Here is a 21,287-nt window from a genome sequence, read left to right on the forward strand (position 1 = left end):
GGGTCATTCGTTTTATCTTTAACGCTATCGATTAATGTGTAAAAACAGATAATTTGTAAAATCAATAATTTAAATTAACTGGTAGTTAGATAATGTTAGAAACAAAGTAACGAGATAACAATAACTAGCTCTATCAAAGCAGTCATATTAGCAATAATGAGCGAATTAATAACCCATTAATATTCAGATACTTCCCCCCCCCTACCTAGAAACCACAAACTCCTTATTTATCTTTAAAAAATTTTAAAAATCACAAGTTTTTTTGATCTTTATCCTTTTAGCTTCATACTTAAGTTGCTTTTGCAAACTTTATACAACTAATATGGAGAATCAAGATGAAGCGTTTATTTATAGCAATGGTCTGTGCTGTGATGTTTTCTATGCCATCCATAGCGAGTAGTTATTCGGCGGGTGGTAATGTTATTGGAAGCGTTGTTGAGTGTACATTACCAGACGGAAGTACAAAGACCACTTATCAACTTTACTGTAAAATGGCAAATGGACACGCCCGATACTAACGAGGCGAATCCTAGAGGAGAGGGGGTTAACTCCCCTCCTTCAATCCATCTATGATTGGGCAAGCGCTCTGATCATCACCAGGACAGCGCTCAACCCATTCTAGCAACTTAGATTCAATACTTCGCAAAGTCTCAATCTGCTCTCTGACATCACTCAGCTTATTAGTGGCAAAGTTCTTTACGTCTGCACTGGTTCGCATAGAGTTGTTTGCCAACTTCAAGAGCTCTCGGCATTCATCAAGTGAAAAGCCAGCTTTTTTGGCGTTAAATACAAATTTTAGGTCCTCAACCTGATCCATTGAATAGATTCGGTAACCATTTTCAGCACGTTTTGGGGCTGAAATGACATCTCGTTCTTCATAAAAACGAATCGACTTGGATGACAAGCCTGTTAGCTTCGCCACTTGACTAATGTTCATTTCAACCCTCTCAAGACTCTGTATTTAACGAGAAATCAACCAACCTAGAGCTTTTTGGCGCTCTTCAAGCGATGCCTCATTATACCAATACTGCATCATTTGTGCAGGCTGAGACTTAAACGTCGCAACATCACTGCCAGTCTTGCGATATTGATATGCCCAATCTACTAATTCTTCTCGTTCTGCTGCAGGTGCTTTATCATACCAATACTGAATCATCTGAACCGATTTGGCTCCTGATTCGATTTCAGGCTCTCCCACAGAAGTTGCAATCACAGGAGCAGCTGCTATTGCCGCAGTAGTCGCTACTGCATTCGTCTGGCCACGCTGATTCGCAAGCTCATCACTAAGAGATTTTATATACCCGTTCGCAATGAAAAAGGTAACTTTATAATCACTATTAGTGACCAAATCAAATTTAAAGTTTCCACCATTAGCACTGTTTAATACCGATTGGTCTATCGGGAAACTAATATACTGGGTGGCTGTACAATGTTCTGTACAAACACTGGTTGAAGGTTTGAGCTCAGTAAGATCAAAGAGCTTTCCTTGATAGGATGCTTTTTCAAATTCGGTATACGATTTAAAGTAAGACACCTCCATGTTCATGTAACCAGTAACTGATTTTTCTTCAGGGTTTCGACTAGCTTGTAATACAACCAAAGCATTAGATTTAAGAATATCACCACCGTTCGATGCATCGATCTCTGGGCTATATTTCTTTCCAACCACAGTAATCTTATCACCTTTGTGGCTTACGCTTTCCACTGACTGAGAAAAATCACTTTCTGAATCAAGGGAAGAGCATGCTCCTAACAACAACGACATTACAACTACAGTTTTTCTCAACATATTCCTCTCCTTTGACAGAAAAAGCGTTAACTTAAAGCAGCTAACGCTCCGAAATTACTATTTTTAAAATACTTGGTTTAGAAACCGTACTCAAGACCGATGCGAGTAACGATATCTGAACGGTTTTCCGTGCTGTCCGCAACATTTGTTGTGCGCTGAGCTACACGAAGATAAGGAACAAAACCATTAACAACTGCCATCAACTGACCTGAAATTGTGTGGTCTGCGTCATCTTGGTTTACACCACCTTTCTCCGAATCAAGGTTCGCTGCGTAGCCTAGTTTAAAGCCAATTGGACCATTCCAATATTGGCCAATAACTGAGTAAGATCCTTGATCATGTTTAATACCGCCCTGCTTCAACTGCTCTTGTTTATATGCTGCAGCTAAACCGAAACCTGCTGGTAATGATGCTTCAAAGCCGACGATGTACGCTAGAGTGTCTGTGTCGTCTGTTGTAGATGCTGCGGTATAGTAGCTGTCTCCTGGTTGATAAGCATTACCGTTATCATCCGTACCACTTTCTTGCGCAATCTTCCATTCAGCAGCCGTTGTGCTGCCTGGACGCTTACCTGTCTCTACCGCACCCATTAATGTCAGTTTCTCAAATGCATAGCGCGCGTTGGCTCCCGCAAAATACGCATCACGTGTTGCATTACCGCCACCATTATCATCGTCATCACGACCAACAGAAGCTGCAAAAGTGAATCCACCAAATTTAGGAGAGTCGTAACGTACTTGGTTTGATTGACGATCGTAGTGAGCATTAATACCACCCCAATCAAAGACAGAACCAAGACCTGGGTTAGAGAAAGGCCAGTCTACAATTTCGTATAGTGGCGTAAGTACACGACCAATTCGAACGTTACCGAAATCGCCAGACATACCAATATATGTATCACGGAAACCTAACACACCACCAGAAGCACCACCGTGAGCCCAGTCTGTATTATCAACATATCCAGACTCAATCTGCATTGTTACGCGAATGCTGTCTGTCATATCACCTGACGCACGGAAACCAATTCGAGATTCATTTTCTACAGCGAAGCCAGAGCTATCACTTTTATTGTCTGTTGTGTTGTAGTTCACTGCGGAAATTGCTGCAACACCATAAACCTCAACGTCAAAATCCGAGTTGATACCAACCTGACCACCAGCGCCTTCATCAGCAAAAGAACCAAATGAAACGACTGACGCCACTGCTGCACCGAGTAGGGTGCGTTTAAACATTTTTTCCATGGAATAAACTCCTAAAAATGGGTATAGCTGTTATCCATAATTCATTCTTAAGTTGGCCGCCGAAGAACAAATTATTTCCTTTATATTTATAATCAGAACTTCTGATTAAAGTTACTGTCTACACTCTGTGTATCCATAATCACAAGACTAACTTCGCGAGAAAAAATATCAATTCAAGACTTATTTTGGGTAGGAAAAATAGGAGGCAGTACAAATTTTAAGGTTAGTTATTGATGGAGATCTTATTTTTAAAACGCACTTTAATGAAATGCTTTACACTGATAAATCAACGCTATTTGGGCAGTTTAACCATGACTTTTCGTGAAGTGACTCGCATGGTATTTATTTTATTTAAATTATTAAAAATATAGCGATCGCGACATTTGCTTTTAAATTACCATTGCACTAGGGGAGAATAATTTGATATTACTCGCAAAAAAAAGCCCCGCTATAAGCAGGGCTAGTTTCAAATAATGCAGCTTTAATTAATTAACGCTATCAAATCAGCTTCAGTTCTTATTTCAATACCTAATTCTTGCGCCTTCGCCAGTTTAGATCCCGCATTCTCACCAGCAAACAAAATATCTGTTTTCTTAGATACACTGCCCGTCACTTTCGCACCGAGGGCTTGCAGCGCTGCTTTCGCATCGTTGCGGTTAAGTACTGATAATGAACCAGTCAATACCACCACCTTGCCGGCAAGCGGCTGAAGAGTGTCTTCTGCAAGCTCTTCAATAGCAGGCCAATGCACGCCCGCTTCAATTAACGCGCTGATCACTGATTGATTCAATTCCGCTTTAAAGAAGAATTGAATATGCTTAGCGACAATTTCACCCACGTCTTGCACTTCAATAAGCTGCTCGTGTGTCGCTTTGCTGATTGCTTCTAGTGTCTTAAAGTGCGCAGCCAAGTTAGCCGCAGTCGCTTCGCCTACTTCTCGAATACCCAGCGAGTAAAGAAAACAAGCCAATGTGGTTTCTTTAGATACGTTGAGGGCATTCACCACATTTTGTGCCGATTTAGGTCCCATACGCTCCAAAATCGTCAGTTGACCAGCTGACAAGCGGAACAGATCGGCTGGCGTTTCCACCATCTCTTTATCCACTAACTGCTCAATCACTTTCTCACCCAGCCCATCAACATCCAAGGCTTTGCGAGATACAAAGTGCTTCAGTGCTTCTTTACGCTGAGCTTGGCAAACTAGGCCGCCGGTACATCTTGCTACAGCTTCACCTTCGATGCGCTCAACGAGCGAGGAACAAACTGGGCAGTGTGCTGGGAACGTAATCTCTTTGGCGTCGTCAGGACGACGCTCTGGCACGTAAGAAACGATTTGAGGGATAACGTCACCCGCACGGCGAATAACCACACTGTCGCCGATCTTAACGCCAAGACGCTCAATTTCATCCGCATTGTGAAGCGTGGCATTGCTTACGGTTACACCACCAACAAATACAGGCTCAAGCTTCGCCACTGGTGTAATCGCGCCTGTACGACCCACTTGGAAGTCAACCGAGTTCAGCACAGTGATCTCTTCTTGAGCTGGGAACTTGTATGCGATAGCCCAGCGCGGAGCACGAGCGACAAAGCCAAGCAGCTCCTGAAGCGCAATCTCGTCGACTTTGATAACCACACCATCAATCTCATACGCTAGCTCGTCGCGCTTCTCTTGAATCGCTTTATGGTATTGCTTCACTTCCTCAATACTGCTCACTCGTTTGGTTTCAGGCCCCATAGGGAAACCCAGTGACTTTAGTTTCAGGAAGCGGTCGTAGTGGCTTGCCGGTAGCTCAGTGCCTTCAACAACACCTAGACTGTAAGCATAAAAACTAAGCGGTCTTTTAGCGGTAATACGAGAGTCCAATTGGCGCAAGCTACCCGCAGCGGCGTTTCGTGGATTAACGAAGACTTTTTCGCCCATTTTCGCAGCGATTTCATTGAGCTTGTTGAAGCCCGCTTTTGGCATAAAGACTTCGCCACGCACTTCGATACGAGCAGGAATGTCATCGCCCTGAAGCTTGAGTGGAATTGCGCTGATGGTTCGAACATTCTCAGTAATGTTCTCACCCGTCGTACCATCACCACGTGTCGCCGCTTGAACAAGAATGCCATTTTCATAAAGAAGGCTCACCGCCAGACCATCGAGTTTCACTTCGCAACAGTAATCACCGATGCTGGTTCGATTGAGGCGCTCGCAAATTCGCTTGTTGAAACCATCAAGGTCCTCATCAGAAAAGGCGTTATCGAGAGAGAGCATCGGAATTTCATGCTGAACTTGGCTAAAGCTGTCCAACGGTAAACCACCCACTCGCTGACTTGGAGAGTCCACCGTTATCCACTCAGGATGCTCGGCTTCAATTGCGATCAGCTCTTGCATTAGACGGTCGTACTCGACGTCTGGGATCTCAGGGCTGTCTTCAACATAGTACTTCACACCGTGATAGTGAAGCTGTTGCTTGAGTTCGTTTAATCGTTGTTGCGACATGTTATACCTTGATAGTATTGATAAAAAAGGCTCCTAAGGAGCCTTTTTTTGCTTCGAATTTATTAGGTTAAGCGCTGGCTTTCGCTCGGTTAAAATCTTTAATTTGCTGACGATAAGCATCCAAACGCTGTGGCGTCATTAGATTACGTTGGTCATCGAGCACGTTGCCGCCAAGATCATCAGATATCTGTTGAGCGGTACGCAGCATCAGCTTGAAGTTTTGGTCAGCTTCGCCAAAACAAGGCAGCGTCATGAAAAATGAAATGCCCTTGGTACTAAAAGTAGCAGGGTCATCATGTTTAAGCGTACCTGGCTGCATCATATTGGCGACGCTAAATAGCACTTTGCCAGTGCCTGAGGGGTCAGTATGACGGTGAAAAATGTCCATCTCGCCATAGATCAAGCCGTTTTGACGCATGCTATCAAACAGTTGGGTGCCGTCAAATGGTACTTCACCAGAGCAATGGACATTAAGAACCAATACCTGCATTTCAGGCTCTTTTGGCTCTTCTTTGACCTCTTTTTCACTGTCAGTAATACTCACTACAGCTTGTGGCTCTTGCTCTAAGTTTTCGTCCAAAGAGTCTAAATCGATGCTAGGTTCATTGGCTTCGATATCATCAGCATCTTTACTCGCAGAGAATGATGGCAGTGATTCTTGTTCATCAGTTTCCTGAGAAGAGGCGAAGGTCGGCTCTATTTCCCCATCCTGTTTTGACTGCTGAGAAGGCTCGTTGTGCTTTGGTTCAACATCATACTTTGGTTTTGTATCATATTTAGGCGCGGCGTCATGCGCTGGCTCTAATGTATCATCATCAGAAGGGCTAGACTCTAGAGGGTCATAGGCAGGCTTTTGGGTATCCAGTCCAAAATCAGGCTCGGTGCGTGTTTTTCTGATGATTTCGAAATCATCTTCAGGAGCGACGTATTCATCGTCAGCGTTATCATTGTCGTCCAACTTTCCTAGCGGCCTATCACCGAATTTCTTTTGGCCTTCTTTTTTACTTGACCACAAGCCATGAAACAACAGCGCCGCGATAGCTAAGGCACCGACAATAATGAGTACGAATCGCAATTCCTGCATTGTTTGCTCTCAAAGTTAAAAATAGTCCTTAAAGAAGCGCTTACACACTTCAACTTTGTCTACTTTACCAAAACTCTATGGATGATTAGAACACCTAAGTATAAGAAGTTTGTGATTTCGTAAACCCTTTTTTGTTATAGTCGAAATCATAAGCAATACAAAAACCAGATAAAGGACAGCAATTTTGAACAAAGCAAACACTGGGTTTGGCTACTTCATACAAGGTTTTCAAATCGCTTTTATGCCTGGGATAAGACGCTATGTGCTGATGCCCTTGTTGGCCAACATCCTTTTAGTTGGCTCAGCGATGTATTATCTATTCTCCCACTTGAACGCTTGGATTGAGGGTTGGCTTGGTTACCTACCTGAGTTTTTATCTTGGCTCAGCTATATCCTATGGCCTTTGTTAGCGCTTACTATCCTGGCGACCTTTTCCTACTTTTTTAGCACACTGGCTAACTTTATTGCCGCCCCGTTTAACGGATTGCTGGCAGAGAAAGTAGAAGAAATGCTCACCGGTAATAAAATCAATGATGAAGGACTGATGAGCGTTGTCAAAGATGTGCCGAGGATTATGGCGCGCGAGTGGCGCAAACTGCTTTACACGCTACCGAAAGCTATTGGTCTGTTCTTATTACTCTTGATTCCAGCTCTCGGCCAAACAATCGGTCCTTTCGCATGGTTTATCTTTACCGCTTGGATGTTGGCGATTCAATATTGTGACTACCCGTTTGACAACCACAAAGTCCCTTTCAACGACATGCGCTTATCTATTAAGCAAAAGCAAGGCAAGGCATATGGGTTTGGAATGCTGGTATCTCTATTTACCGCTATTCCGATTTTAAACCTGTTTATCGTACCTGTTTCAGTATGCGGAGCGACCGCTATGTGGGTGCAAGAATTTAAACAGCAGCACACCTAAATACGGTGTGAACTGCTACGTACATTTCCCACAAAACAAAAGCCCCTTGATTGGGGCTTTTGTTTCTATCAATTAAGGTTTTAATGGCTTACGACTAAACGACTGATTGCCACATTTAGCACAGTCTCCGATCACGGTTGGATGGTTATACTCGGTTTTATGACCGCACTGCTCACAAACCAATACCCCAAGCCCAATCATCTCACCCGACGTGTATACACCCTGATGCTCTAAATCTTGGAACAACTCAACCCATTCCACTCTCGTTCGATCAGTAATGTCCAATAGCCCTTGCCAAATAGAATTGGCAATCATTAGGTAGAAGGGACCGCTTTTGCTCTCTTCGTAGTTATCGGCAAATTCTTTAAGATCCGATTTAACATACGCTGAGATCAGCGCCATCTCATCCTTGGTCATGTCGTTCGCAGCTTCCACCACTTGTCCCGACTTTTCAAGCACGTGCTGTAACTCTTCTGGACTGTGTTTGAGGTTCTCAACCACATCTTCGATCATTTCTTCATAACTGGTTTTACGCTTAGGCATACATCCCCCTGTTATTGGCTATTGTTGACCGAGCTTCCTTTAGGTATTCTATGACGATCTATTAGTCTCTGTAGTAACAGAACTCACAAATTCCAAGATAACCGGACATCATCGATGCAAGAACAATACAACCCACAAGATATTGAACGTAAAGTTCAACAGCATTGGGACAACAATGAAACCTTTGTTGTAAGTGAAGACCCAAATAAAGAAAAATTCTACTGCCTGTCAATGTTCCCTTACCCAAGCGGACGACTGCACATGGGTCACGTACGTAACTACACCATCGGTGATGTGGTATCTCGTTTCCAACGCCTGCAAGGTAAAAACGTAATGCAACCAATCGGTTGGGATGCGTTTGGTCTACCAGCAGAGAACGCAGCTGTTAAGAACAACACGGCTCCTGCGCCTTGGACGTACGAAAACATCGAATACATGAAAAACCAGCTTAAATTGCTGGGTTTTGGCTACGACTGGAACCGCGAGTTCGCAACGTGTACGCCTGAGTACTACCGTTGGGAGCAAGAGTTCTTCACTAAGCTTTACCAAAAAGGCCTAGTGTATAAGAAGACTTCTTCGGTTAACTGGTGTCCAAATGACCAAACTGTTCTTGCAAACGAGCAGGTTGAAGATGGCTGCTGCTGGCGCTGTGACACTCCGGTTGAACAAAAAGAAATTCCACAGTGGTTCATCAAGATCACTGAGTACGCACAAGAGCTTCTTGACGATCTAGACAACCTTGAAGGTTGGCCTGAAATGGTTAAAACCATGCAGCGCAACTGGATTGGTCGCTCTGAAGGTGTTGAACTTAAATTCGAGGTTAACGGTCAACAAGATCTAGAAGTCTACACAACGCGTCCAGACACGCTAATGGGTGTGACGTACGTAGGTATCGCTGCAGGTCACCCTCTAGCGGCGATCGCGGCTGAGAACAACCCTGAGCTTGCTGCATTCATCGAAGAGTGCAAAAACAACAAGGTGGCGGAAGCTGAGCTTGCGACAATGGAGAAGAAAGGCATGGCGACTGGCCTTACTGCTGTTCACCCATTGAACGGCCGTGAAGTACCCGTTTACGTGGCTAACTTCGTGTTGATGGATTACGGCACAGGCGCGGTTATGGCAGTTCCTGGTCACGACCAACGCGACTTTGAGTTTGCGACTAAATACGGTCTCGACATTCTTCCTGTGATTCAGCCTGCTGATGGTAGCGAGCTAAACATCTCTGAAGAAGCGTATACTGAGAAAGGCGTTCTATTTAACTCTGGTGAGTTCGATGGTCTTGAATTCCAAGCGGCATTCGATGCCATCGCAGCGAAACTGGAAGCAGAAGGCAAAGGTCACAAGACTGTGAACTTCCGTCTACGCGATTGGGGTGTATCTCGTCAGCGTTACTGGGGTGCTCCTATTCCGATGGTGACAACAGAAGATGGTGAAGTTCATCCAGTACCAGCGGATCAACTGCCCGTTATTCTTCCAGAAGACGTAGTGATGGATGGCGTAACCAGCCCAATTAAAGCCGACAAAGAGTGGGCGAAGACCACATTTAACGGTGAACCAGCTCTTCGTGAAACAGACACGTTCGATACGTTCATGGAATCTTCTTGGTACTACGCACGTTACTGCTCACCACAAGCAGATGACATCCTAGACCCAGAAAAAGCAAACTACTGGCTACCAGTAGACCAGTACATTGGTGGTATCGAGCACGCGTGTATGCACCTACTGTACTCTCGCTTCTTCCACAAACTACTTCGTGACGCGGGCTACGTAACCTCTGATGAGCCGTTCAAGCAGCTACTGTGTCAAGGCATGGTACTGGCAGATGCGTTCTACGTAGAGAACGGTAAAGGCGGTAAAGAGTGGGTTGCACCGACTGACGTTGCTGTTGAACGTGACGGTAAAGGTCGCATCACATCGGCGAAAGACAACCAAGGCCGTGACGTTGAGCACTCAGGCATGATTAAGATGTCTAAGTCAAAGAACAACGGTATCGACCCTCAAGAGATGGTAGACAAGTACGGTGCAGACACAGTACGTCTATTCATGATGTTCGCATCACCTGCAGACATGACACTTGAGTGGCAAGAGTCTGGCGTTGAAGGGGCTAACCGCTTCCTAAAACGTGTTTGGAAACTGGTGAATGAGCATTCATCGAAAGGCGCAGCAGAAGCAGTAGATACTGCCGCTCTTTCTGGTGACCAAAAAGCACTTCGTCGCGACGTTCACAAGACTATCGCGAAGGTAACGGACGATATCGACCGTCGTCAAACGTTCAATACAGCTATTGCAGCTATCATGGAACTGATGAACAAGCTAGCGAAAGCGCCTCAAGAGTCAGCGCAAGACCGTGCGATTCTAGATGAAGCACTAAAAGCGGTAGTGGCAATGCTTTACCCTATCACTCCACATATTTCATTCGAAATGTGGGTCGCTTTAGGTGAGTCGGACGTCGACAACGCAGTATGGCCAACACACGACGAGAAAGCACTAGTCGAAGACGAGAAGCTGATCGTTGTTCAAGTAAACGGCAAACTGCGCGCTAAGCTGACTGTGCCTGCTGATGCGTCTAAAGAGCAAGTTGAAGAGCTTGGTCTGAACGACGAGAACGTCACCAAATTCACAGACGGTAAAACTGTTCGTAAAGTGATCTATGTACCTGGTAAGCTGCTGAATATTGTAGCGAACTAATCATCATCACTTTATGATACTAAGAGTCGCAGCGAACAACTGCGGCTCTTTCGTCCATTTTAAGCAAAGCCTTATTTAAGTTTCTACTTCGGAAATTTACATAAGCCTTTTCAACGAGAGCCTTCGGTAGCTATGTTTCGATTCAAACAAAAACTAACACAAGCCAGTTTTATTCTTCTTCTCTCTTCTCTACTGACAGCATGTGGATTTCAGCTACGTGGCGAGTACTCTGTACCCGAAGACATTACCGCTATCTCTGTCACGAGTTATGATAAGTACAGCAAAATCACTCGCTTGGTAAAAGAGCAACTGCGCCTCAGCCAAATTGAGCTAGTGACGCCAAACAAAGATGTTCCGAATATTCATATCATTGGTGAAACCATTACCGACCGTACTCTATCTCTGTACCAAAACACACGTGCTGCCGAGAAAGAAGTAGTGTACGAAGTCAACTATCGAGTCACCGTTCCTGATCTGGGCGCAAAAGATTTTACTGCGACTATGACTCGCAGCTACCTAGACAACCCACTTTCAGCGCTCGCTAAGTCGGCTGAGCGTAAGCTTATCGAAGATGAAATGCGCGAGTTTTCTGCGCAGCAAATGATGCGTCAAATGGCAAGACTTAAAACTGAAATTCAAGAGTTTGAAGAAAAGCAACACCTTGAAGAATCGAATAGCAATACGCAAGACAACTCACCGTCTTAATAGGTAACCGATTGTGAGAATTTTTGCTGACCGCCTTTCTGAGCACCTAACGAAGCAATGGCACCACTGCTTCTTATTGTTTGGTAATGAGCCACTATTCGTTCAAGAGAGTAGAGATGCGGTTATTCGCCACGCTAAGCAGCTTGGCTTTGAAGAGCATCACCGCTTTAGCGTCGATAACTCTATTGACTGGAATGAAGTATATGACTGTACTCAAGCACTCAGTCTATTCTCGTCAAAGCAGATCATTGAACTTACCATGCCTGAAGGTGGTGTTACCGCGAGTATAGCCAAACAACTCGCGGAGTTAGCGCCTACTCTGCATGAAGACATAGCGCTTATCATCACAGGCACCAAGCTCACCCGTGCGCAAGAGTCTGCGAAATGGTTTAAGGCACTCAATGGCTGCCTAGTTAGCTGTAACACACCTGATATTAAACAGTTGCCACAATGGGTCATGAGACGCTGTCGAGCAAATCAATTAATGCCTGATAGGGAAGCCGTTCAACTACTTTGCCAATGGCACGAAGGCAACCTATTTGCTTTGTCACAAAGCCTTGAAAAACTCGGCCTACTCTACCCTGATGGCCAATTGACTCTGCTGCGAGTTCAAGAGTCACTCAGCAGACACAATCACTTCACCGTATTTCATTGGGTTGATGCTCTGTTGGAAGGCAAACCAAAGCGCGCTCACCGTGTGCTAACCCAACTTGAAGCTGAAGGTGTAGAAGCGACGATTTTACTCCGTACGATTCAAAAAGAGCTGGTACAGCTTGGTAAGATGCAAGCCATGTTAGCTCAATCGTCACTTGGTCAGGTGCTTGATCAGTTTCGAGTATGGCAAAATAAGAAGCCGCTCTATAGCTCGGCACTAAACCGAATATCACCAGAAAAACTGCGCCAAAACATTCAGTTGCTCAGTGCCATTGAAGTGCAAGTGAAAACCCAATACGAGCAAAGCCCTTGGCCATACTTGCAGCAACTCTCGCTTAACCTTAGCAGTGCTGACAACGGCCTGTCTTTGCAACCATAAAATCGTGATATAATAATTGATCGATTGAGTAACGATACTCTCCTAACTATACACATACTGAGGAATCTCTTTTGCAACGCGAAGAATTGAAACTTTTTCTAGCTGATAAAGCGGACGATATGAAGGCCCAAGACATTGTTACCCTTGATGTTGAAGGTAAGTCTAGCGTCACAGACTTCATGATCGTCTGTACTGGCACTTCTAGAAGACACGTCATTTCAATTGCGGATCATGTCGCTGCAGAGGTGAAAAAGCTCGGCCTTGAACCGCTTGGTATCGATGGCAGTACCGAAGGTGAATGGGTGGTGCTTGATATGGGTTCAACCATGCTGCACGTGATGCAAGAAGAGCACCGTGAGCTATACCAACTAGAAAAGCTTTGGAGCTAATCGTTTGAAACTTCAACTGATCGCCGTTGGCACCAAAATGCCGAAGTGGGTAGAAGAAGGCTTTCAAGAGTATCGCCGCCGCTTCCCACACGACATGCCACTTGAGCTCATCGAAATAACCGCAGGTAAGCGAGGCAAAAATGCCGACATCGCGCGCATCCTTCAAAAAGAAGGTGAAGCGATGCTTGCTGCCGTGCCAAAGGGCAACCGTATTGTCACTTTGGATATTCCCGGTAAAAAATGGGACACACCGCAACTTGCTGAGCAGCTAGAAAGCTGGAAGCTCGACGGCCGTGACGTTTCAATCCTGATTGGTGGTCCTGAAGGGTTAGCGCCTGCTTGTAAAGCCGCTGCAGACCAGAGTTGGTCGTTGTCTGCGTTGACTCTTCCCCATCCGCTGGTACGCATTGTAATGGCGGAGAGTTTATACCGAGCATGGTCAATCACCGCTAACCACCCGTATCACAGAGAGTAATTTAGCTAGCGATGAAACGTAAACGCAGCCAGATACGGGACCATCAGGCCGAAGCGCGACTATTTAAAAGTCGCGCCATTGTGGCGTTTGTTGGTATCGTTGTGATGATGTTAGTGCTCGTCGCTAACCTCTATAACATCCAGATCAACCAGTATCAAGACTACAAGACCCGCTCGAACGATAATCGCATCAAAGTCGTGCCTATCGCGCCAAACCGCGGACTTATTTACGACCGTAACGGGATCTTGCTTGCTGAAAACCGCCCTGTCTTCAACCTAGAAGTGACGCCAGAAAAAGTCAAAGACATGGATGCGACCATTCAGGCACTACGGCAATATCTAGAGATATCTCCAGAGCGTGAAGAAGCTTTCAACCGCGATCGTAAGCGCACACGTCGCTTCAAGTCGATCCCGCTTCTGACCCAATTGACTGAAGACCAAGTCGCGATCTTTTCCGTCCATCAACATAAGTTCCCGGGCGTCGAGATTGCTGCGAACCTTAAGCGTTTTTATCCCTACGGAGACGTGCTTACTCACGTGATTGGTTATGTCTCTCGGATTAATGACCGTGACATGCGCCGCCTTGTTCGTGAAGAGAAGGATTCGAATTATCAAGCAACTCGCGATATTGGTAAGCTAGGCATTGAACGCTACTACGAAGATATTTTGCATGGCACGGCTGGCTATCAAGAGGTTGAAGTAAACAGTCGTGGTCGTGTACTTCGCACACTTAAATTTGTCCCACCAGTACCGGGAAAGGACATTGTCCTCAACCTCGATATCGTGCTCCAATTGAAGGTTCATAAACTGCTCGATGGTCGACGCGGCTCCGCTATTATCCTAGACCCAAGTGATAATGGTGTACTAGCGATGGTATCTAGTCCTAGTTATGACCCAAACGCTTTTGTCAACGGTATCTCGGGCAAAGGTTATCGCGCATTGCTGGAAGACAAAAACCGTCCACTGGTGAACCGTGCGACGTTAGGTATCTATCCACCAGCCTCAACCGTTAAACCATTTATTGCAGTCGGTGCGCTCCAAGAAGGCGTGATTACCACCAAGACAACGCGTAACGACCCCGGCTACTGGCGCATTCCAAACTCGAAAACGCGTCCATTCCGTGACTGGCTACGTTGGGGGCATGGTAAGGTCGATATTGTAAAAGCAATCGAAGAGTCGGTTGATACCTTCTACTATCAAATTGCTTACGACATGGGCATTGATCGCTTGTCCAAGTGGATGATGATGTTCGGCTTTGGTGACTACACAGGTATTGATATCTATGAAGAGAGCAAAGCTAACATGCCGACACGTGAGTGGAAAATGGCTAGACACCGCACACCATGGTATCAAGGCGATACGATCCCTGTAGGTATCGGACAAGGCTACTGGACAGCGACACCTATGCAGATAGCCAAAGCGACATCTGTTCTGGTTAATCGCGGTGAAGTACTGTCACCTCACCTACTTCGCGCAACCATCGACAATGGTGACAGCTTTGACCATCAAACCTTAAGTGAGGTTGATTCAAGACCGCCAATTACCGGTGTGCAAGAGCGCTACTGGGATATTGCTTTAGAAGGTATGCGCCGAGTAAACCATGGGGTTAAAGGTACAGCTCGACGCGCGTTCTCCAATATGCCTTTTCAAAGTGGTGGCAAATCGGGTACTGCGCAGGTATTTAGTTTGGCAGAAGACGAAGAGTATAATGCTGAAGACCTCGCCGAACACTTGAAGGACCACGCACTGTTTACTGGCTTTGCTCCGTTTGACAACCCAGAGGTCGTGGTCACTGTCGTTCTAGAGAACGCCGGTGGTGGTTCTAGCAACGGTGCGCCAGTCGCTCGACAACTGTTCGATTTGGCATTGGCAGAAAAGGAAGAGAGTGAAGAAGAATGAGATTTGATCCTTCCACCGGTCAAAGCCGAGTAATGTTCGAGCGCTTCCATATCGACTTGCCTTTGGTGCTCGGAATTCTAGCGCTTATGGGTTTTGGTCTAGTGGTGATGTACAGTGCCAGTGGTCAAAGTATGGCAATGATGGACAGACAAGCGATGCGCATGGTGCTTGCCTTAGTAGTGATGGTTGTCCTCGCTCAGTTATCGCCAAGAACCTACGAGACCTTGGCTCCCTTGATGTTCTTTGCGGGCGTCATGCTGCTATTTGGCGTATTGTTCTTTGGTGAAGCATCCAAAGGGGCACAACGCTGGCTAAATCTGGGCTTTGTGCGCTTTCAGCCCTCCGAGCTTCTTAAACTGGCGGTACCATTGATGGTGGCACGCTATATTGGTAAGCGTTCACTACCCATCACGTTTCAGACCTTAATCATCTCGCTAGTGATGGTATTCGTACCGACAATATTAATCGCTAAGCAGCCAGATCTTGGTACGTCCATTTTGATCGCCGCCTCGGGGATTTTCGTTATCTTTTTAGCCGGTATCAGCTGGAAAATTATCTTTGGTGCCGTGGTCGCGTTAAGTGCTTTTGTCCCTGTACTTTGGTTCTTCTTGATGCGCGAGTATCAAAAAGTACGCGTACGTACTTTGTTTGACCCCGAATCGGATCCACTGGGCGCGGGTTATCACATTATTCAAAGTAAAATAGCTATCGGCTCTGGAGGGATCACCGGCAAAGGTTGGATGCAAGGCACTCAATCACAGCTCGAGTTCTTGCCAGAGCGTCATACCGACTTCATCTTTGCCGTTATCGCGGAAGAATGGGGAATGATTGGGATTCTATTGCTACTCACTCTCTACCTATTCATCATCGGACGAGGCTTATATCTAGCCAGTTCCGCTCAAACTGCATTCGGTCGAATGATGGCTGGCAGCATCGTTCTTAGCTTCTTCGTTTATGTTTTTGTAAATATTGGTATGGTGAGCGGTATATTACCGGTAGTTGGTGTACCATTGCCGCTGATCAGCTACGGTGGTACCTCCATGGTGACCCTAATGGCTGGATTTGGCATTCTGATGTCAATTCATACACACAGGAAAGCATTCTCAAAGGCAACCTAATGAACAAATGGAATGACACATGGCGCCAGGGCCTCTCTTGGCTGGCTTTAGCTATAGGGCTGACCGCCCTAGCTGGATGCTCGTCGTCATCAGACAGCCGCTATGATCTGAAAGACGATGTTGCCCCAAACACGCCTATTTCTGTCGATCATATTGAAGGCGCAGTCCCAAAGTATGAGCCATACAGTCTCGGAGGCAATAAGAGTTATCGTCTGCGCGGCAAAAGCTACACAGTGATTAAAGACCCAGCAGGCTTTAAGGAGCGTGGCGAAGCATCTTGGTACGGCAAAAAGTTCCATGGACACTTAACCTCGAATGGCGAAGTGTACGACATGTATTCAATGTCGGCGGCGCATAAGACTTTACCCCTGCCGAGCTATGTCAAAGTTAAAAATCTTGATAACGGAAAAGAGACCATTGTTCGTGTTAATGACCGTGGTCCTTTTCATGACGGCCGTATTATCGACCTAAGTTATGCCGCTGCAAACAAGCTAGATGTGATTAAAACCGGTACGGCTAACGTCGAGATTGAAGTGATTATCGTCGAAAAGCCGTCCAGCCAACATGAGCTGAGCAAACACCCGGAGTACACGATTCAAGTCGCTGCCTCACCTCATAGAGATCGCATCGACAATTTGTCCAAGCAACTAAGCGAAAAGCTATCGGTCGACACCTTTCTTACCCCGGTAAACAAGAACTATCGACTGATGCTTGGTCCATTTAAAGATTACAAGCAAACCCAAGACGTGCTGGAGCAGGTGCAAAAGATTGGCTACCCCTCAGCTTTCGTCAAAAAACTGTAAACATCATTGACATAAATAACCGTTGTTACTTAGTGTAAGCTATCTAGTTTGCAGGCAACATTCTGTTACTATACGAACTATTACTCAAACGCATTCGAAATGAATAAGAATAAATCTTCTATGAAATTTGTAACCACTATTGCTCTTTCCGTAACTTTGGCAGCGACTTCTGCCTCTGCGGCACCTGTTGTCATGCCTGATGCACCTCAAATCGCAGCGAAAGGCTTCGTTTTGATGGACTACAACTCTGGTAAGGTTCTCGCTGAGAAAGAAATGAATACTCAGCTTCACCCAGCCAGTCTGACCAAGATGATGACCAGCTATGTTATCGGCCAAGAGCTAAAGCGTGGCAATATCGCACCACAAGATGAAGTCACCATCAGCAAGAATGCCTGGGCAAAAAACTTCCCTGACTCATCGAAGATGTTCATCGAGGTGGGCACCAAGGTCACCGTTGAAGAGCTAAACAAAGGCATCATTATTCAATCGGGTAATGATGCTTGTGTCGCAATGGCTGAGCACATTGCGGGCTCAGAAGATGCATTCGTTGACCTAATGAATGCATGGGCGAAGTCTATCGGCATGACCAACTCGCACTTTGCTAACGTACACGGTCTAGACAATCCGAATCTGTACTCAACCCCTTATGATATGGCTCTTCTGGGTCGCGCGCTTATCAAAGACGTGCCAGATGAGTACCGTATTTACTCTGAGAAGAAATTCACCTACAACGGCATCACCCAATACAACCGTAACGGGCTACTTTGGGACAAGAGCATGAACGTTGATGGCATCAAAACTGGCCACACGAGCAAAGCGGGTTACAGCCTAGTGAGCTCAGCGACTGAAGGTAAGATGCGTCTTGTTGCCGTTGTGATGGGAACTAAGAACGCTAACGCTCGTAAATCAGAAAGTAAAAAGCTACTAAGCTATGGCTTCCGCTTCTTCGAAACTGTCAACCCGCACAAAGCAGACGAAACTTTCGTTGAAGAGAAAGTATGGATGGGTGACAAAGACGCAGTCGCGCTAGGTGTGAACCAAGACACTTATGTCACGCTACCACGCGGCCAAGCGAAAAACTTAAAAGCAAGCTTCGTACTTGAAAAGCAGCTAGAAGCACCAATATCTAAAGGCGATGTCGTTGGTAAGCTATACTATCAACTAGAAGGCGAAGACGTAGCTGAATACCCGCTGCTTGCTCTTGAAGATGTTCAAGAAGGTAGCCTGTTCAGTCGCTTGTGGGATTACATCGTATTACTTTTCAAGAGCTTTTTCTAAGCCCTAGCGTTTAACGCCAAAGTAATCGAGTCATCGTAAAGCCGCTTTAAGCGGCTTTACTTTTTCATTGGCTTGAGATCGTCCACGTAAGGCATTACTATTCGCACCGTTATAAAGAATTGGTATTTTTTGGAGTCCCTATTATGTTGACCATCAACTCTGATGCAAAACTCAAAGACCTACTAGAGTTCCCTTGCTCGTTTACCTTCAAAGTGATGGGTTACGCAAAACCAGAACTTCCTGAAAAAGTGCTGGAAGTGATCCAACGCCACGCGCCTGGGGACTACAGCCCAACCATTAAACCAAGTGCAAAGGGCAATTACCATGCTGTATCTATCAACATTACAGCAACCTCAATCGAGCAGGTAGAGACCCTTTACAAAGAACTTGGTGACATCGACATTGTTCGTATGGTTCTGTAATAAATTGAAAGATTAAAATTTATTTGAAAGCAGCTTGGGCTGCTTTCTTTTTATTTATCAATAAGATAAATACCCAACACCATGTAATAGTTAAGAATTCGTTATTTATTGGTAGTTCAAAACCATCAACATGTTTATAATGCGAATACTTTATTAAGTAGCAGCGAGGTGACGGGTGGAAAATCAGCTAGTTGTAAGGAAGCTTGGAAGAAAAGACTATGAACCGGTCTGGAAAGCCATGCATGATTTCACTGATAATCGAACAGATGATACACGCGACGAAATCTGGTTAGTGGAACACAATCCTGTCTTTACACAGGGACAAGCAGGTAAAGAAGAGCACCTACTCAACATTGGTGATATCCCAGTCATTCAAAGCGATCGCGGCGGACAGGTTACCTATCATGGTCCAGGTCAGCTTGTGGCCTACTTTCTTATCAATTTACGTCGTAAAAAGCTTGGCGTTCGCGAGCTGGTTACGCACATCGAAAACCTCGTTATCAAGACACTTAACGCGTATGATATTAAGTCAGCGGCACGACCCGATGCCCCTGGAGTGTATGTCGATGGCAAAAAAGTCTGCTCCCTTGGCCTGCGTATCCGCAAAGGGTGTTCATTCCACGGACTGGCACTCAACATAAACATGGATCTCTCTCCTTTCCTACGCATCAACCCTTGTGGCTATGCCGGGATGGAAATGGTTCAAGTGAGCCAACTGGGTGGTCCAAAAGAGGTCTCGACTGTCGAAGACCAAATGATCAAAGCACTATTAGAAATACTTGATTACGAGCAAGTAGAATTCAGCGAAGAAGCATAAGACGATGAGCAAACCTATCCAAATGGAAAAAGGCGTCAAGTACCGTGACGCTGACAAGATGGCACTGATTCCTGTAAAGAACATGCCTACCGAGCAAAAAAAAATCCTTCGTAAACCTGAATGGATGAAGATCAAGCTGCCAGCGGACAGCCAGCGTATTCAAGACATCAAGTCTGCAATGCGTAAAAACGATCTTCACTCGGTATGTGAAGAAGCCTCATGCCCTAACTTGGCTGAGTGTTTTAACCACGGCACAGCAACCTTTATGATCCTAGGTGCTATCTGTACTCGTCGTTGTCCTTTCTGCGATGTGGCTCATGGCCGTCCAAATGCGCCTGAAGCGGGTGAGCCGCAAAAGCTTGCTCAAACTATCAAGGATATGAAGCTTAAGTACGTGGTCGTTACCTCTGTTGACCGTGACGACCTACGTGATGGCGGTGCTCAGCACTTTGCAGACTGTAACCGTGAAATCCGCGCACTTAACCCAGAGATCCGCATCGAGACCTTGGTACCTGATTTCCGTGGACGTATGGATGTAGCGCTAGAAGCACTAAAAGATAACCCGCCAGACGTATTTAACCACAACCTAGAGACGGCGCCTCGCCTATATCGTAAAGCGCGTCCAGGTGCGAACTACAAATGGTCGCTGCAACTGCTTCAGAAATTTAAAGAAATGCACCCTGACGTACCGACCAAGTCTGGCTTAATGATGGGTCTAGGTGAAACCAAAGAAGAGATCGTTGAAGTACTCAAAGATCTTCGCGCTCACGGCGTTACCATGCTAACTCTTGGTCAATACCTAGCGCCAAGTCGTCACCACTTGCCGGTAGAGCGTTATGTGCCACCATCTGAGTTTGATGAGCTAAAAGAGATCGCCCTTGAGCTTGGCTTTACCCATGCAGCGTGTGGTCCATTTGTTCGCTCGTCTTACCATGCAGACTTGCAAGCAAAAGGCGAAGAAGTGAAATAGCATTGCTTTGTTGAAATAACACTGTTTTTTTGAAGTAACATTGCCTTTTTCGAAACATAAAACACGGATTCGCTGTTAAAGCAATCCGTGTTTTTTTTGAGAAAAGTATGCAACATGACAATCTCATACTCGCATTTTTGCTATTTTTAGGTAGGCTTAAAGAAAAAGATTTACCCAATCAAGGATGTAGCATGAAGTTATTGAAAATTGGCTTACCGATTCTAGCGGCAACAGTGATCGCAGGCTGTGCGCAAAACACTCAGCAAGACAACTATCTAGAAGCGTCATTCGAGCTATGTAACACTGAAGTGAACTTATACTCGGTCAGCGATGATGGTCGTGTACGCATCGTATGTAAGGATGGTTCCAAGTTTGCCCTTAACAGCGAGAAAACGCTGGATATCATGCGTGACATCAACATTGACTACTGTAACGGCGAAGGCCTAGGCCAGTTTAGTGAGAGTCGTAAGTATTACTCATTCAGATGTAAATCAGGCACTTTGCTTAACATCAATAAGTAAGATCAACTACGGCCTCAAAATATCAGGTACTAAAAAAGCGAGCATTTAGCTTAATGCCGATCAGTTAACAACTAAATGATCGGTTGAACGATCCATTCAAAGTGTC

20 protein-coding genes are annotated in these 21,287 nt (G+C 45.5%); 14 read left to right on the forward strand and 6 right to left on the reverse strand.

Annotation, left to right across the window (positions count from 1 at the left end):
• Positions 1 to 544: 544 nt before the first annotated feature.
• From cueR to zipA, 5 genes are all read right to left on the reverse strand, one after another.
• Entirely contained in the window at positions 545 to 937 is a 393-nt protein-coding gene (cueR, locus tag ACJB0T_RS17755) for a Cu(I)-responsive transcriptional regulator (RefSeq protein WP_479291137.1), read from the reverse strand.
• Positions 938 to 961: 24 nt separating this feature from the next.
• Positions 962 to 1,789, reverse strand: a complete 828-nt coding sequence (locus ACJB0T_RS17760; RefSeq protein WP_479291140.1) for a DUF2057 family protein — start codon at positions 1,787 to 1,789, stop codon at positions 962 to 964.
• 77 nt (positions 1,790 to 1,866) lie between these two features.
• Complete coding sequence (locus tag ACJB0T_RS17765; RefSeq protein ID WP_042473731.1) at positions 1,867 to 3,030, reverse strand: porin; 1,164 nt, start codon at positions 3,028 to 3,030, stop codon at positions 1,867 to 1,869.
• 481 nt (positions 3,031 to 3,511) lie between these two features.
• Positions 3,512 to 5,515: an NAD-dependent DNA ligase LigA gene (ligA, locus tag ACJB0T_RS17770; RefSeq protein WP_479291144.1), complete on the reverse strand. Its 2,004-nt coding sequence runs from the start codon at positions 5,513 to 5,515 to the stop codon at positions 3,512 to 3,514.
• Between the two features lie 67 nt (positions 5,516 to 5,582).
• Entirely contained in the window at positions 5,583 to 6,599 is a 1,017-nt protein-coding gene (zipA, locus tag ACJB0T_RS17775) for a cell division protein ZipA (RefSeq protein ID WP_479291146.1), read from the reverse strand.
• Positions 6,600 to 6,783: 184 nt separating this feature from the next.
• Here zipA and cysZ point away from each other — a divergent pair, with 184 nt between their 5' ends.
• On the forward strand, positions 6,784 to 7,521 hold the full coding sequence (gene cysZ, locus ACJB0T_RS17780) for a sulfate transporter CysZ (RefSeq protein ID WP_479291147.1): 738 nt from the start codon (positions 6,784 to 6,786) through the stop codon (positions 7,519 to 7,521).
• A 72-nt stretch (positions 7,522 to 7,593) separates the two neighbouring features.
• On the opposite strand, the gene ACJB0T_RS17785 is transcribed toward cysZ, so the two are convergent.
• On the reverse strand, positions 7,594 to 8,064 hold the full coding sequence (locus ACJB0T_RS17785; protein ID WP_112459645.1) for a zinc ribbon-containing protein: 471 nt from the start codon (positions 8,062 to 8,064) through the stop codon (positions 7,594 to 7,596).
• Positions 8,065 to 8,178: 114 nt separating this feature from the next.
• Between ACJB0T_RS17785 and leuS the strand changes: the two genes are divergently transcribed.
• From leuS to ACJB0T_RS17850, 13 genes are all read left to right on the forward strand, one after another.
• On the forward strand, positions 8,179 to 10,752 hold the full coding sequence (gene leuS / locus ACJB0T_RS17790; RefSeq protein ID WP_479291150.1) for a leucine--tRNA ligase: 2,574 nt from the start codon (positions 8,179 to 8,181) through the stop codon (positions 10,750 to 10,752).
• 132 nt (positions 10,753 to 10,884) lie between these two features.
• Entirely contained in the window at positions 10,885 to 11,457 is a 573-nt protein-coding gene (locus ACJB0T_RS17795) for an LPS-assembly lipoprotein LptE (RefSeq protein WP_353496903.1), read from the forward strand.
• 13 nt (positions 11,458 to 11,470) lie between these two features.
• Positions 11,471 to 12,490 (forward strand): DNA polymerase III subunit delta, encoded by a 1,020-nt coding sequence (gene holA, locus ACJB0T_RS17800; protein WP_479291153.1) that lies wholly within the window; start codon positions 11,471 to 11,473, stop codon positions 12,488 to 12,490.
• 71 nt (positions 12,491 to 12,561) lie between these two features.
• On the forward strand, positions 12,562 to 12,879 hold the full coding sequence (gene rsfS / locus ACJB0T_RS17805; protein ID WP_112480652.1) for a ribosome silencing factor: 318 nt from the start codon (positions 12,562 to 12,564) through the stop codon (positions 12,877 to 12,879).
• Positions 12,880 to 12,883: 4 nt separating this feature from the next.
• Positions 12,884 to 13,354 carry a 23S rRNA (pseudouridine(1915)-N(3))-methyltransferase RlmH gene (gene rlmH / locus ACJB0T_RS17810; RefSeq protein ID WP_042473711.1) on the forward strand — a complete coding sequence of 157 codons (471 nt, stop codon included), beginning with the start codon at positions 12,884 to 12,886 and terminating at the stop codon, positions 13,352 to 13,354.
• 11 nt (positions 13,355 to 13,365) lie between these two features.
• A complete protein-coding gene (gene mrdA, locus ACJB0T_RS17815) occupies positions 13,366 to 15,252 on the forward strand; it encodes a penicillin-binding protein 2 (RefSeq protein ID WP_479291157.1) in 1,887 nt (628 codons plus the stop codon).
• Entirely contained in the window at positions 15,249 to 16,370 is a 1,122-nt protein-coding gene (rodA, locus tag ACJB0T_RS17820; protein ID WP_112459640.1) for a rod shape-determining protein RodA, read from the forward strand. The genes mrdA and rodA overlap by 4 nt, the downstream gene beginning before the upstream one ends.
• Positions 16,370 to 17,173, forward strand: coding sequence for a septal ring lytic transglycosylase RlpA family protein (locus ACJB0T_RS17825; RefSeq protein ID WP_479291159.1), 804 nt, complete (start codon positions 16,370 to 16,372; stop codon positions 17,171 to 17,173). Before rodA ends, ACJB0T_RS17825 begins: the two co-directional genes overlap by 1 nt.
• A 99-nt stretch (positions 17,174 to 17,272) precedes the next feature.
• The gene (locus ACJB0T_RS17830; protein ID WP_479291162.1) at positions 17,273 to 18,451 is read left to right on the forward strand and encodes a serine hydrolase; all 1,179 of its coding nucleotides are present in this window, start codon (positions 17,273 to 17,275) and stop codon (positions 18,449 to 18,451) included.
• 143 nt (positions 18,452 to 18,594) lie between these two features.
• Positions 18,595 to 18,873, forward strand: a complete 279-nt coding sequence (gene ybeD, locus ACJB0T_RS17835; RefSeq protein WP_042496698.1) for a DUF493 family protein YbeD — start codon at positions 18,595 to 18,597, stop codon at positions 18,871 to 18,873.
• A 175-nt stretch (positions 18,874 to 19,048) separates the two neighbouring features.
• On the forward strand, positions 19,049 to 19,690 hold the full coding sequence (lipB, locus tag ACJB0T_RS17840; protein ID WP_479291165.1) for a lipoyl(octanoyl) transferase LipB: 642 nt from the start codon (positions 19,049 to 19,051) through the stop codon (positions 19,688 to 19,690).
• A 4-nt stretch (positions 19,691 to 19,694) separates the two neighbouring features.
• Positions 19,695 to 20,660 (forward strand): lipoyl synthase, encoded by a 966-nt coding sequence (lipA, locus tag ACJB0T_RS17845; RefSeq protein WP_446647350.1) that lies wholly within the window; start codon positions 19,695 to 19,697, stop codon positions 20,658 to 20,660.
• A 191-nt stretch (positions 20,661 to 20,851) separates the two neighbouring features.
• Positions 20,852 to 21,181, forward strand: coding sequence for a hypothetical protein (locus tag ACJB0T_RS17850; protein WP_222302523.1), 330 nt, complete (start codon positions 20,852 to 20,854; stop codon positions 21,179 to 21,181).
• Positions 21,182 to 21,287 lie beyond the last annotated feature (106 nt).

This window comes from Vibrio sp. CB1-5 (genome assembly GCF_059412285.1).

Bases quoted from the DNA above. Each gene is read 5' to 3' on its own strand.
- cueR (WP_479291137.1), bottom strand. From the start codon at position 937: ATGAACATTAGTCAAGTGGCGAAGCTAACAGGCTTGTCATCCAAGTCG.
- ACJB0T_RS17760 (WP_479291140.1), bottom strand. From the start codon at position 1,789: ATGTTGAGAAAAACTGTAGTTGTAATGTCGTTGTTGTTAGGAGCATGC.
- ACJB0T_RS17765 (WP_042473731.1), bottom strand. From the start codon at position 3,030: ATGGAAAAAATGTTTAAACGCACCCTACTCGGTGCAGCAGTGGCGTCA.
- ligA (WP_479291144.1), bottom strand. From the start codon at position 5,515: ATGTCGCAACAACGATTAAACGAACTCAAGCAACAGCTTCACTATCAC.
- zipA (WP_479291146.1), bottom strand. From the start codon at position 6,599: ATGCAGGAATTGCGATTCGTACTCATTATTGTCGGTGCCTTAGCTATC.
- ACJB0T_RS17785 (WP_112459645.1), bottom strand. From the start codon at position 8,064: ATGCCTAAGCGTAAAACCAGTTATGAAGAAATGATCGAAGATGTGGTT.
- leuS (WP_479291150.1), top strand. From the start codon at position 8,179: ATGCAAGAACAATACAACCCACAAGATATTGAACGTAAAGTTCAACAG.
- ACJB0T_RS17795 (WP_353496903.1), top strand. From the start codon at position 10,885: ATGTTTCGATTCAAACAAAAACTAACACAAGCCAGTTTTATTCTTCTT.
- mrdA (WP_479291157.1), top strand. From the start codon at position 13,366: ATGAAACGTAAACGCAGCCAGATACGGGACCATCAGGCCGAAGCGCGA.
- rodA (WP_112459640.1), top strand. From the start codon at position 15,249: ATGAGATTTGATCCTTCCACCGGTCAAAGCCGAGTAATGTTCGAGCGC.
- ACJB0T_RS17825 (WP_479291159.1), top strand. From the start codon at position 16,370: ATGAACAAATGGAATGACACATGGCGCCAGGGCCTCTCTTGGCTGGCT.
- ACJB0T_RS17830 (WP_479291162.1), top strand. From the start codon at position 17,273: ATGAATAAGAATAAATCTTCTATGAAATTTGTAACCACTATTGCTCTT.
- ybeD (WP_042496698.1), top strand. From the start codon at position 18,595: ATGTTGACCATCAACTCTGATGCAAAACTCAAAGACCTACTAGAGTTC.
- lipA (WP_446647350.1), top strand. From the start codon at position 19,695: ATGAGCAAACCTATCCAAATGGAAAAAGGCGTCAAGTACCGTGACGCT.
- ACJB0T_RS17850 (WP_222302523.1), top strand. From the start codon at position 20,852: ATGAAGTTATTGAAAATTGGCTTACCGATTCTAGCGGCAACAGTGATC.